Source organism: Bradyrhizobium sp. Ses1 (assembly GCF_059512365.1).
This window is the reverse complement of record NZ_JCAMOQ010000003.1, coordinates 292,704-305,452: the sequence shown is the minus strand read 5'-3', so window position 1 is coordinate 305,452 and position 12,749 is coordinate 292,704. Positions and strand designations below refer to the sequence as shown.

8 protein-coding genes are annotated in these 12,749 nt (G+C 61.9%); 4 read left to right on the top strand and 4 right to left on the bottom strand.

Annotated features, from left to right (window positions below; translation table 11 throughout):
• The 3 genes from AC5ZG5_RS06705 to AC5ZG5_RS06695 all read left to right on the top strand — a co-directional run bounded on the left by AC5ZG5_RS06705 (position 1) and on the right by AC5ZG5_RS06695 (position 3,619).
• On the top strand, positions 1-792 hold the full coding sequence (locus AC5ZG5_RS06705; RefSeq protein ID WP_456641689.1) for a TatD family hydrolase: 792 nt from the start codon (positions 1-3) through the stop codon (positions 790-792).
• Positions 789-1,595: an MBL fold metallo-hydrolase gene (locus AC5ZG5_RS06700; RefSeq protein WP_130223370.1), complete on the top strand. Its 807-nt coding sequence runs from the start codon at positions 789-791 to the stop codon at positions 1,593-1,595. Before AC5ZG5_RS06705 ends, AC5ZG5_RS06700 begins: the two co-directional genes overlap by 4 nt.
• Before the next feature lie 491 nt (positions 1,596-2,086).
• Complete coding sequence (locus AC5ZG5_RS06695) at positions 2,087-3,619, top strand: hypothetical protein (RefSeq protein WP_456641661.1); 1,533 nt, start codon at positions 2,087-2,089, stop codon at positions 3,617-3,619.
• A gap of 250 nt (positions 3,620-3,869) precedes the next feature.
• Here AC5ZG5_RS06695 and AC5ZG5_RS06690 read toward each other — a convergent pair whose 3' ends face one another.
• The 3 genes from AC5ZG5_RS06690 to AC5ZG5_RS06680 are packed head-to-tail and all read right to left on the bottom strand — an operon-like array spanning position 3,870 to position 8,509.
• Complete coding sequence (locus tag AC5ZG5_RS06690) at positions 3,870-5,519, bottom strand: acyl-CoA synthetase (protein ID WP_456641660.1); 1,650 nt, start codon at positions 5,517-5,519, stop codon at positions 3,870-3,872.
• 27 nt (positions 5,520-5,546) lie between these two features.
• Positions 5,547-7,445, bottom strand: a complete 1,899-nt coding sequence (locus AC5ZG5_RS06685; protein WP_456641659.1) for a TRAP transporter large permease — start codon at positions 7,443-7,445, stop codon at positions 5,547-5,549.
• A 44-nt stretch (positions 7,446-7,489) separates the two neighbouring features.
• Entirely contained in the window at positions 7,490-8,509 is a 1,020-nt protein-coding gene (locus AC5ZG5_RS06680) for a TRAP transporter substrate-binding protein (RefSeq protein WP_130223376.1), read from the bottom strand.
• A gap of 502 nt (positions 8,510-9,011) precedes the next feature.
• Here AC5ZG5_RS06680 and AC5ZG5_RS06675 point away from each other — a divergent pair.
• Entirely contained in the window at positions 9,012-9,914 is a 903-nt protein-coding gene (locus tag AC5ZG5_RS06675) for a polyphosphate kinase 2 family protein (RefSeq protein WP_456641658.1), read from the top strand.
• 42 nt (positions 9,915-9,956) lie between these two features.
• Here the strand turns inward: AC5ZG5_RS06675 and AC5ZG5_RS06670 are convergent, their stop codons facing one another.
• Entirely contained in the window at positions 9,957-12,707 is a 2,751-nt protein-coding gene (locus tag AC5ZG5_RS06670; protein WP_456641657.1) for a cation-translocating P-type ATPase, read from the bottom strand.
• Positions 12,708-12,749 lie beyond the last annotated feature (42 nt).

The following is a 12,749-nucleotide window of genomic DNA, read 5'->3' as shown; positions in this document are numbered from 1 at the left end:
ATGCTGGTCGACAGCCATTGCCACCTGGATTTTCCTGACTTTACTGAGGATCTCGACGCCATCGTCGCGCGGGCCGAGGGCGCGGGCGTGGGGCGCATGGTCACGATCTCGACCCGGGTGCGGCGGCTCGATGGGCTGCTTATGATCGCCGAGCGTTTTCCGAACGTCTATTGCTCGGTCGGCACGCATCCGCATCAGGCCGACGAGGAAGACGGCATTGCGCCGGCCGAACTGATCGAGCTGACCAGGCATCCGAAGGTCGTGGCGCTCGGCGAGGCCGGGCTCGACTACTTCTACCAGCACGGTTCGCGCGAGGCGCAGGAGCGCGGCTTCCGCGCGCATATCGCCGCTGCACGCGCCACCGGCCTGCCGCTCGTGATCCACACCCGAGAGGCGGACGAGGATTGCGGTCGCATCCTGGAAGACGAGGTGGCGAAGGGACCGTTCAAGGCGGTGCTGCATTGCTACACCGGCGGGCGTGAGCTCGCGATGAAAGCGATTTCGCTTGGCCTGTCGATCTCGTTCACGGGCATCCTGACCTTCAAGAAATCGGAGGCGTTGCGGGCGCTCGCGGCCGAGCTACCTGATGATCGCATCATGGTCGAGACCGACTCGCCGTATCTCGCGCCCGGCAAATTCCGCGGCAAGCGCAACGAGCCTTCTTACGTGGTCGAGGTCGCCAAGGTCCTCGCCGAGACGCGCGGCGTTTCACTGGAGGAAATTTCGCGGCAGACCACCGAAAACTTCTTCCGGCTGTTCTCCAAAGTGCCGGCTCCGAAAGAGGCGGCATGACGATCACGTTGACGATTTTGGGCTGCGGCTCCTCCGCCGGCGTGCCGCGCCCGGCGCTCGGTTGGGGCGCCTGCGATCCGAACAATCCGAAGAACCGCCGCCGCCGCTGCTCGCTGCTGGTCGAGCGCAACGGCGCGCACGGCACCACGCGGATCGTGGTCGACACCTCGCCCGACCTGCGTGAGCAACTGATCGACGCCAACGTCGATCACATCGACGCGGTCTTCCTCACGCATGAGCACGCCGACCAGACCCATGGCATCGACGACCTGCGCTCGGTGGTGATGCATCAGCGCCGACGCATTCCGGTCTACTTCAACCAGTCGACCGCCAAGGACATCATGGCGCGGTTCTCCTATTGCTTCATCTCGCCCGAGGGCAGCGACTATCCGCCGATCCTGACGCGTCACGGTATCGAGGCGGGCGAGAGCCATACGACCGAGGGGAAGGGCGGTCCGGTCAAGCTTTCCGCCTTCCTGGTCCAGCACGGCAGGATTCCCGCGCTCGGCTTTCGCGTCGGCGGCGCGGCGTACACGCCAGATTTGCACGATATCCCTACGGAAAGCTGGCCGGCGCTGGAGAACCTCGATCTCTGGATCGTCGACGGATTGCGCTATGCGACGCATTCCAGCCATTTCAGCGTGGCGGACGCGCTGTCATGGATTGACCGCTTCAAGCCGAAGCGCGCCGTCATCACCAATATGCACGCCGACCTCGACTATGAGGCGCTCCGGCAAAAGCTGCCGGCCGGCGTCGTGCCGGCGTATGACGGCATGCGGCTGGTGTTGGACAAGGCGGGTTAAAGATACCAACAGGTCGTTCCAGCCCAGGCGACACTTAGCCCCGTAAGCAGGTATCTCGGTGCCATCGACTCCCGCCTGACCTGGCGCGGAGCGGCAATCAATTCGATACTGTGGCGGAAGAGGCCGCCCCAACGTTAATAAAGCCGCCTTCGTGGGCCGTAGGTCTGGGTAGAATCAGATTGCGACGCTACCAATAGCGCTTTCCGCACAATTTGCTGGTGCATTCGCCCTTGCCGCCGAAGACCCCCAGTCTATCTGACACACTCATTTTCTCAGACGATGCGCAGTTCGCGGCTCGGCTGTCGTGCTTCCTCGCTTCCCCGGGAACGTATGTGCCCGTGATCGACGGACCGCGATGGGAACGTCCGGACAGAAATGCGGAGGTCACTCGGCGTATCAATGCGGCGGCCCGCGCGCGGGCCAAGCGGGTCCTGATTGCCGGCGTCCGAGACGAAGCTGCGAGCGCTCTCGAGGGAAAGTTGCCGAGACGCATGACCCAGCGCGTCCGTGCCGCCGACGACCTTGCGATGCTCTTGAAAACCAAGCCAACGACTCCGATGACCTGGGGGCGTGACAACATCGGCATCGGCATGCTGCGGGCGATGCGCGCCAGGAAGTCCATTGTCTTCGAGGACCGAGCTTCCCCAGAAGTGTACGAGCCACCGCGGGTCGACCACCTTGTGGTGTGCGAGATGGAGGATGACATTCTGCAAGTTATCGCGGCAAACTATGCCCACGCACTTGGCGCCGGCTTGTTCCTGATCCCGGCGACACAAAGTGAGCATGCCGACGAAATACTGGAGCGCTTCTACTCCGTCTACGACAATCGCGAGATGTCCGCCTCCGCAGCTCTCAGAGAACTGCGAGACGAGCTTCGGTCAATCGCCGGAAATATCCCCATTCCAGAAAATGGGTCGATTACATTCTTCTCGGACGGCCTTCCGTTTGGTTTCGCATTCCCCGAGGCCCCGTCAACCCATCTGCTCTCGCTAGACGTCGGGATAGAAGTAGTGCACGGCTTTGCCGCAGAACAGCAAGACTCGCGCGGTGTGCAAGTCGCTGTCATGGTCAACCCAGACACCACACCAGCGCCGGAAATCGACGCAGCGGCCAAGATATTGTCTGAGCAGCGTCTTTTTGTGCGAGTCTACGAGGGACCTGCTGCGGACGTGACATCGGTCTCAGAGATGATCGAACTCTTCCCCTACGACCTTCTGGTTGTCGCCACTCATTGCGGAGACGTTTCTGGCCACCGATGGACGTATGAATTCACCGATTCAGAGGGTATTCCGCGCAATCTAGTCGTCGACATAGCGCTCGGCGTTGGACGCACGTCAGACAAGGACCTGTTGCAGGTAACGCAGTTCATGCGCTTCGTCTCGCTCGATGGAGTGCCGTGGAATGATCCGCGCGAAAAGGCAAAGCTGTACGTAGGCACGGCGATCAGAGATTTCGTGGAGCGAGCCCGGCCAAGCAGCGAAGACGAATTAGAGCCAATCGTAAAGGACACAGTTGACCGAGTCGTCGGATCGGCAGCACTTAAGATGCACGACAACAACTTCATCGCACTCCCTAGGTCGGTTGCCAACGATAGCACCCCCATCATCATCAACAATGCATGCGTGTCGTGGCGCCGACTGGTGACCAATTTCATGTTCGGCGGTGCCCGGGGATACGTCGGAACGCTGTTCCCTATCTCCACGACGGAGGCGGAGAGCGTTCTGTTGCGCGCGCTCGGCAAACATCATGGCAAGATGCTGCCGCATGCGCTGTGGTCGGCGCAACGCGAGACCTATGACGACGATCTTCGACGGCCATATGTGGTCGCTGGCGTCTACACGCAGAGGATTCGCGCCACACGGGCGGACGTGCCGCGCCACATAGTGGCTGAACTTCAGCGAGGTCTGGATGGTTGGACGAGATATCGCAGCAACGGGGGACCGCATTCGCCAGAGCGCCAGCGCGCAGTCGACGACTATGTCAGATTCTTTGAACGGGAACTGGAGTGGTTTCGCAAAGAGTGAGACCTAACCTAATCGGCTCACTGAATAGGTCTTGAAGCCAAGCTTCCGATGAACGCAAACAAAACCGAAATCGTCCTCGGCCACTTTAGCGTGGAGGGGAGGAACCATGCGGGCGCCCTGAATCTTAACGGAGCCGGGACATCTTAACGGGGCCGGGACGAACTAAGGATTTCGAGGACTTCTTTCACCTCAAAACTGAAGATATGACTTGCGTGCGAGGCATATCAAACGTCGGTCGGGAGACATGTAGCTACGCCGTAATCGCCTTCGCTGATCCGACCTGGTTGCGCAGCATGAATTTCTGGATCTTGCCGGTCGAGGTCTTCGGAATCGGGCCGAACACGACCGCCTTCGGCGTCTTGAAGCCGGACATCTGCTCGCGGCAGAAGGCGATGATCTCTGCCTCCGTTGCCTGCGCACCTTCCTTGAGCTCGACGAAGGCGCAGGGCACTTCGCCCCATTTCGGGTCGGGCTTGGCGACCACTGCCGCAAACAGCACCGCGGGATGCTTGTAGAGGATGTCCTCGACCTCTACCGAGGAGACGTTCTCGCCGCCGGAGATGATGATGTCCTTGGAGCGGTCCTTGATGATGACGTAGCCGTGCTGATCGAGCACGCCGAGATCGCCGGTGTGGAACCAGCCGCCGGCGAAGGCTTCCTGCGTCGCCTTCTCGTTCTTCAGATAGCCCTTCATCACGATGTTGCCGCGGAACATGACTTCGCCGATGGTCTCGCCGTCGCGCGGCACGGGCTGCATCGTTGAGGGATCGAGCACGGTGACGGCCTCCTCGAGCGGGTAGGGCACGCCCTGCCGCCGCTTCATCTGCGCGCGCTGCGGGGCGGGCAATTCGTCCCAGCCGGGCTGCTCGGCGCAGACGGAGGCGGGGCCATAGACCTCGGTCAGGCCATAGACATGGGTGAGCTTGATGCCGATCCGCTCGGCGCCTTCGAGCACGGCGACCGGCGGGGCGGCGCCTGCGATCAATCCAATCACGGGCTTTGCGCGCCCACCCTTCGGCGCGTCCGGCGCATTGATCAGCACGTTGTAGACGATCGGCGCGCCGCACATGTGGCTGACGCCGTGTTTTGCGATCAGCTCGAAGATCCTGGTGGGCTCGACCTTGCGCAGGCAGACATTGACGCCTGCGGCGGCTGCTATGGTCCAGGGAAAGCACCAGCCGTTGCAGTGGAACATGGGCAGCGTCCAGAGATAGACCGGATGCTGTCCGAGATTACCCGCGAGGATGTTGCTGACGGCGTTGAGATAGGCGCCGCGGTGATGCGTCACCACCCCCTTGGGATTACCCGTGGTCCCCGACGTATAGCTGAGCGCGATCGCTTCCCATTCGTCGTCAGGCCGACGCTCGACAAAGGCGGGATCGCCCAGCGCGAGCGCCGCTTCATATTCGATCTCGCCGATGCGCTGGCCGCCATCGAACGATGCATCATCGACGTCGATGACGAAAGGCTTGGGACCTTTCATCTGCGCCAGCGCGTCGGCGATGACGCCGGCGAATTCGGGATCGACCAGGATGATCCTGGCGCCGCCATGATCGAGCTGGAACGCGATCGACGGCGCGTCGAGCCGGATGTTCAACGTGTTCAAGACCGCGCCGGTCATCGGCACCGCGAAATGCAGTTCGTTCATCGCAGGGATGTTCGGCAGCATCGCCGCAACGGTATCGCCAACCCCGATGCCGCGGCTGGCGAGATAGGACGCGAAGCGCCGGCAGCGATCGTAAGTCTCGGCCCAGGTGAAGCTACGGCCTTCATAGACGGTGCTGACATGGTCGGGATAGATGGCGGCCGAACGCGCCAGGAAGCTGAGCGGCGTCAGCGGCACGTAGTTGGCGGGCGTCTTGTCCAATCCGATATTGTACTGGTTCTGGGCTGCGCTCATGGCTGGATCCCATTAAAGATTAAAGTCTCACAAGAACCCGATGGAAATCCACGGGAAGATCGCGACGATGATCAGTCCAACCATCAGCGCCAGAAGATAGCCCCAGATCGGTCTGATGCCTTCCGCCGGATCGACGCGCCCGATGGCGCAGGCCGCATAATAGCCGACGCCGAAGGGCGGTGCGAACAATCCGATGCCCATCGCCAGGATGATGATCATGGCATAGTGCACCTCGTGGACGCCGACGGCACGCGCAATCGGGAACAATAATGGCCCGAACAGCACGATCGCCGGTATCCCCTCGAGCACGCTGCCGAGGATCACGAATGCCAGGATCGACACCGCGATGAAGCTTGCCGAGCCGCCGGGGAGGCCGGTCATGGCCGCGGCGAGCGCCCGGGAGAAGCCGGACTGGGTGAGCCCCCAGGCCATCCCGGTTGCCGTGCCGATGATCAGGAGGATCGCACCCGACAGGCAAGCCGTCTCGACCAGCATTGGCACGAGTCGCCGCCAGTCGAAATTGCGGTAGATCAAAAGGCCATAGATGAAGAAGCCGACGATAAAGGCGTAGACGATGCCGATCGTAGAGACTTCCGTTGCGGTGGCGATGCCCTCGATGACGGCGTAGCGGATCACGAAAGGCAGGGCCAGCGCCGGCAGGGCGATGATGAGTGTCCGCCCAATCTCGGCGCCGCTCGCCCTCTTCACGTGCCGCAAGTCCTCCTTGCGGTAGCGCCACCAGACCAGCACCGACAGCGTGATCGCCAGCACCACGCCAGGCAGCAGGCCGCCGGTGAACAGTGCGGCGATCGAAACGCCGGTGACCGAGCCGATGGTGATCAGCACGAGGCTCGGCGGGATGGTTTCGGTCTGCGCGCCGGTGGCGGAGAGCAGGGCGACGAGATCGCCGGGACGGGCGCCGCGCGCCTTCATCTCCGGAAACAGCACCGGCGCGACGGCGGCCATGTCGGCGGCCTTGGAGCCGGAAATGCCGGAGACCAGATACATCGCGCCGACCAGCACGTAATGCAGTCCGCCACGGACATGGCCGAGCAGGCTCGCCAGGAAGGCGACCATCGCCCGCGCCATGCCGGTCATCTCGATCAGAAGCCCCAGGAAGACGAACAGCGGCACTGATAACAGGATCAGATGGCTCATGCCCTCGTCCATGCGGCCAACCAGCACCATCAGCGGCGTGCCGGTGGTCAGCGCCAGATAGCCGTAGGTCGCAAGCCCGAACGCGAACGCGATCGGCACGCCGGCGAAGACCGAAAAGCCGGTGACGCCGACAAAGAAGATGATGAGATTGAGGTTGCCGAGCGGTCGCAAGACGCCCTTGAGCAGCCAGAATACGGCAATCACCGCCACTACCGATGCGATTGCGGCCAGCACTGTCCGCACATTGGCCGCGCGGGCGAGCCGCAGCAGCGCGAACAGCGCCATCAGGCCGATCCCGGTCGGCAGCGCCGCCGCCCGCCAGCTATTGAGGATCTGCAGCGCCGGCGTCGTGATGTAGCTTTCCTCGTAAGCGTATTCGTAGGCCGGCCAGGCGATCAGAAGCAGGAACGCCAGCGCCGCGGCGGTGGCGACGAGATCGAGATAGGACCGCAGCGCCGGACGCGCATTGGCGACGACGGCGGTCATCCGCATGTGCTCGGCGCGGCGGAACGCGACCGCAGCGCCCAGCATCGCCAGCCACAGGAACAGGATCGAGGCCAGTTCGTCCGACCAGATCAGCGGGCTGTGCAGCGCATAGCGAGCAACCACGCCGGCGAACAGGATCACGATCTCGGCGACGACCAATAGCGCCGCCGGGATCTCGACCAGCCGTCCGAGGGTGTGTTCGAGCGATTCGGTGAACGAACGGCGGCGAGGGGAGTGGTCCGCCTCGCCGGCCATGATCTCGCTCAGTTCGGCATGAGCCATCACGGCCCCCTGCACTAGAGATTATTGAGTTGGCGCGCTGGAGCTTACGACAGTTTGCCGACGGATTTCTCCAAAAGCTCCCAGGCCTGGTCGCCATACTTGCCCTTCCATTCGGCATAGAAGCCCGCGGCGCGGAGCTTGTCGCGGAACGGCGTGATGCCCGGCTGGTTGAAGATGAGGCCCTTGCCGGCCAGTTCCTGCTGCAGGCTGGCATTCAGCTTGGCGACGTCGGCACGCTCGTTGACGGCCGCCGCATTGACGTTCTTGGCGACGATGGTCCTGACGTCCTCGGGTAGCTTCTCCCAGGCACGGCGGTTGGCGAGGAACCAGAAGCCGTCCCACATGTGGTTGGTCAGCGAGCAGTACTTCTGCACCTCGTACAGCTTGGCGGTCGAGATGATCGCCAGCGGGTTCTCCTGACCCTCGACGATCTTGGTCTGCAGCGCCGAATAGACCTCGCTGAAATTGATCGAGGCGGGGGCGGCGTCGAACGCCTTGAACATCGAGGTCCACAAAGGCGAGACCGGCACGCGGATCTTGAAGCCTTTATAATCCTCCGGACCGTTGATCGGCTTGGTCGACGACGTGGTCTGGCGGAACCCGTTGTCCCAGATCTTTTCCATCACCTCGAGCCCGGCCTTCTTGATCTCGCCGCGGACATAGGCGCCCAGCCCGCCATCCATGGCCTTCCAGACCGTGTCATAGTCCGGGAACGCGAACCCGATGCCGTTGATGGATGCCGCCGGCACCAGCGTCGACAGAATCAGGCCGGACAGCGTGAAAAACTCGACGCCGCCGGAACGGATCTGGCTCAGCACGTCGGTATCGGAACCGAGCTGGTTGTTGGGGAAGACTTGCAGGTCGAAGCGGCCATTGGTCTCGGTCTTGATTGCCGCCGCCATCTCGCGGGCGCGGACGTTCATGGGATGGCTGTCCGGGAGATTGTTGGCGTATTTGTAGGTGAACTCGGCGGCTTGCGCGCGGGCCACCAATGGCGCGCCAAGGCCGCCCAAAACGGCCGAGGCAGCCGATGCCTTCAGTAGCGCGCGTCGTGAAAAGCTCATCTTGGTTTGCTCCCTTATGAGGCTTGTTGTTGTCCGTGCCGCGGGTCGGCAAGCGATCTCGCTGGCGCTTATTGCAGCGTCTGGAGCCGGCGGCAATATAGGCTTTCACACAGGGCGGCGGACGGCTGGATGCTCACATGCGGACTGGCCAATGCGGTCGCTCCGGATTGCCTGACGGGAAGCTGGCGCTGACGCGCCAGATTGGCGTTTCTATCAGGAAGTTCGCCTAAATCTTTGATCCGATTGTATATAAATATATTCCATAATATACCTTATGCGAATTTGGTATAGGCCATAGCCTCGAGCTGTTGTTGTAGCGCTCTCCCGATTGTCTGCGGTCCGTTCACGCGAGTCCTGCACGCCCTCCCTGCTATTGCTCCCGCGCTGGCGATCGGCCCGGGAATTCCAGATCGTACTGAGCTGCCCGATCACTGAGGCCGACAGCATTGCGGCGTCTAGCCGACCGAGCGAGATTGTCTCTTCACAAATGGGAGGTCTCGCTATGCCGAGGAAAGAGATTCTCGACCAAATCCAGAAGTACACCCACCCGTTCCGCGTCGCTAACGGCAAGGGCTTTCAATTGAAGGATTTCGCCCCCGGCGATACGCGCGGCCTGAAGATGGACAAGGGTGAAGCCGCCAACCTCCTTCAACGCGGCACTCAGTGGCTGGCGGAAGAACAGGACATGCTGTATGCGCAGGATCGCTGGTCGCTGCTGCTCGTCTTCCAGGCCATGGATGCTGCTGGCAAGGACAGCACCATCAAACACGTCATGTCGGGGGTCAATCCGCAAGGCTGTCAGGTCTACTCGTTCAAGCAGCCTTCGCAAGAAGAGCTCGACCACGACTTCATGTGGCGCTACGTCAAGCGTCTGCCTGAGCGCGGGCGGATCGGCATATTCAATCGCTCCTATTACGAGGAAGTTCTCATTGTGCGCGTGCACGAGGATATCCTGGAGCGGCAGAAATTGCCTCCGCGGTTCATGAGCAAGCGGATCTGGGACGAACGGCTCACCGACATCGCGCATTTCGAGGACTACCTGACGCGGCAGGGCGTGGTCATCCTCAAGTTTTTCCTGAACGTTTCGCGCGAAGAGCAGAAAAAACGCTTCATGAAGCGCCTCGACGAGCCGGAGAAGAACTGGAAGTTCTCCCCTTCGGATATCCACGAGCGCAAGTTCTGGAACGACTACATGCGCTCGTTTGAAAATGCAATCCGGGTCACGGCTTCGGAGCACGCGCCGTGGTATGTGGTCCCAGCCGACAACAGGTGGTTCACCCGGCTTGTCGTCGCTGCGGCAATCGTGGAGGCGGTCGAGCAGCTTGACCTTGCATACCCGACGCTGAGCGCGGGCCAGAAGAAGGAGCTGGCGGCCGCGCGTGCGGAGCTTGCGCGCGAAGGCTGACGCCTTTGTCCAAGGCTCTGGGATCCAAGGCTCTGCGATCAGTCATGGGCCAGCTTCGGCAGCGACGACAACCTTCCGCAGCGAGCCCGACGAGCGAATGATCAGCTTCTCAGCCTCTACGACGAGGAAGAACACCAGACCGCCCGCCAGCAGCCAGGGCCAGACCCATAACGGGATAGCTTCGTTGCCGAACGTCGCCTGGAACGGCGGCGTGTAAGTGAAGATCAGTTGCAGGATCACCACGGCAACGATCCCGAGCGGCAAGTACGGGTTGCCCATATGCGCCCTGACGTCGAGCGACGAGTCGAGCAGATAGCGGCTGTTCAAGAGATAGAAGACCTGGCCGATTGTGATGGCATTGACGGCGACCGTCCGCGCCAATCCGTCCGAAGCGCCCTGGGCCTTCATCCAGAAGAATGCCAGCAAGGTGTAGGCAAGGAGCGCCAAGCCGACAAAGACGATCCGCCAAATCCCGAATCCTGTGACGATCGGGCGGTCCACCGCGCGCGGCGGCCGCTTCATCACATCGATCTCGTGCGGCTCGAAGGAGATGACCAGGCCAAGCGCGACCGAAGTCACCATATTGACCCAAAGGACTTGCGGGGCGGTGATCGGCATGGTGAAGCCGAGAAAGATGGCCGACGCAATCACCATTGCCTGCGCGACGTTGGTCGGCAACAGGAAAAGCATGGCCTTCTCGATGTTGTTGTAGACCGTGCGCCCCTCCTTCACTGCTGCCGAGATCGAGGCGAAGTTGTCGTCGGCCAGAATCATCCCGGCGGCCTCCTTCGTCACCTCGGTGCCTTTGATACCCATGGCAACGCCGATGTCGGCTTTCTTGAGCGAAGGCGCGTCGTTTACGCCATCGCCTGTCATCGCCACGATTTGGTTATTGGCCTGGATGGCCTTCACAAGGCGCAGCTTGTGTTCAGGGCTGGCACGCGCGAAGACATCAACAGTGCGAACGCGTTCCTGCAACGTCGCGGTGTCCATACCCTCGATTTCGGTGCCCGTGATCGCCGTCTTCCCGTCGCCGAGACCGAGCATCTTGGCGATGGCCGCGGCGGTGATCTTGTGATCGCCCGTGATCATGGTGACCCGGATGCCACCGCCATGGCACTCCTTCACAGCCTCGATGGCCTCTTTGCGCGGCGGATCGAGCAAGCCGACCAGGCCGAGCAAGACGAGCGTCCGTGGCAAGTCGGCCGCGGTGAGACTGCCGGCCTTCACATTCGGATTCTCGAGCCACGCCAGCGCCAGCACACGTTCGCCTTGAGCCGCAAGTCCGTCTGATTGTTTCAAGAAGTGCTCGCGGTCGAGGGGCCTCGGCGGGCCGTCGGCGGTCTGCTGGCGATCGCAGTGATCGAGGATCACTTCCGGGGCGCCCTTGACCAGCAGCACCTGCTCGCCGCTCGCAGCCTCATGGAGCGTCGCCATGAACTTGTGCTCGGATTCGAAGGGAATGGCATCGATACGTGGAGCTGCCGCCTGCTCTGCCTGCCGATCCATACCGAGCTTGGCCGCGAACGGATAGAGCGCCCCTTCCGTCGGATCGCCCTCCACTTTCCAGCGGCCTTCCTCCAGAAACAGCTCCGCATCGTTGCAGAGCATTGAGACCCGCCCCATGAGCGCGAGTACCGGCTCCCTGCCCGCGGCCTCTCCGTCCTTTCTGATCTCCCCCTTCGGCGAATAACCGTCGCCCGTAATTTGATATGCTGACTCAGCCGTAACGGCGGACACCACCATCATTTCCATGAGCGTCAGCGTGCCCGTCTTGTCCGAGCAGATCCGCGACACCGATCCAAGCGTCTCGACCGCGGGCAATCGCCGGATGATGGCGTTGCGCTGCGCCATGCGCTGCACGCCGATGGCCAGGGTAATCGTGATGAGCGCGGGTAGTCCCTCCGGAATAAGCGATACCGCGATGCCGACAACGGCCTGGAACAGCTCCACAAAGTCCATACCCTTCACCCACTTCCCGTAGGCGAATATCAGGACGCTGATCACCCCGATCGCAGCGGTGATGGCGTAGCCGAATTTCTTGACCTGGCGCAGCAACGGAGTCTCGAGCGCACTGACATTGGCGAGCAGCTGGTTGATGCGGCCGAGCTCGGTCTCGCTGCCGGTCGAGACGACCACTCCGGTCGCGCGACCGGACGTGACCATGGTGCCGGAAAACGCCATGCTCTCGCGATCCCCGACCGTTGCGTTCACAGGTACTGCATCGACACTCTTTTCCGCCGGTACCGATTCGCCAGTGAGGGCGGCCTCTTCGGTCCGCAGGTTCTTTGTCTCGATGAGCCGCAGGTCTGCAGGAATCTTGTCACCCGACTCCAGGAGCACGACGTCGCCCGGAACAAGTTGCTCCGCAGCAATCATGCGGCTCTCGCCACCGCGCAACGTCCGCGCCTCCGCGGACAGCATGTTGCGGATGGAGTCCAGTGCCTTCTCGGCCCTGCCCTCCTGAATGAACCCGAGCAGCGCGTTGAGAATGACCACAGCAAAAATGATTGCCGCATCAACCCAAAGGTTCAGCATCAACTTGGTGAATCCCGCGGCGAGCAGCACGTAGACCAGGATGTTGTTGAACTGCGCGAGAAACCGGGCAAACGGTCCCTCCTTCCTGCCTTCCGGCAGACGGTTTGGCCCGTATTTCCGAAGGCGGACCGCGGCCTCAGCCGGATCGAGACCTGTCTCCCGGCTGGTGCCGAGTCGCTCCACGACCTCTTGTTGAGATATCGCGTGCCAGGCAACAATATCGCTGACCGGGTTCGCATTCACTGCTGTGCTCATGCATCTGCAAGGAAGAAAAGCTTGCGACCTGGAATTCCAGAA

Bases quoted from the DNA above. Each gene is read 5' to 3' on its own strand.
- AC5ZG5_RS06685 (WP_456641659.1), bottom strand. From the start codon at position 7,445: ATGGCTCATGCCGAACTGAGCGAGATCATGGCCGGCGAGGCGGACCAC.
- AC5ZG5_RS06680 (WP_130223376.1), bottom strand. From the start codon at position 8,509: ATGAGCTTTTCACGACGCGCGCTACTGAAGGCATCGGCTGCCTCGGCC.
- AC5ZG5_RS06705 (WP_456641689.1), top strand. From the start codon at position 1: ATGCTGGTCGACAGCCATTGCCACCTGGATTTTCCTGACTTTACTGAG.
- AC5ZG5_RS06695 (WP_456641661.1), top strand. From the start codon at position 2,087: ATGACCCAGCGCGTCCGTGCCGCCGACGACCTTGCGATGCTCTTGAAA.
- AC5ZG5_RS06675 (WP_456641658.1), top strand. From the start codon at position 9,012: ATGCCGAGGAAAGAGATTCTCGACCAAATCCAGAAGTACACCCACCCG.
- AC5ZG5_RS06670 (WP_456641657.1), bottom strand. From the start codon at position 12,707: ATGAGCACAGCAGTGAATGCGAACCCGGTCAGCGATATTGTTGCCTGG.
- AC5ZG5_RS06690 (WP_456641660.1), bottom strand. From the start codon at position 5,519: ATGAGCGCAGCCCAGAACCAGTACAATATCGGATTGGACAAGACGCCC.
- AC5ZG5_RS06700 (WP_130223370.1), top strand. From the start codon at position 789: ATGACGATCACGTTGACGATTTTGGGCTGCGGCTCCTCCGCCGGCGTG.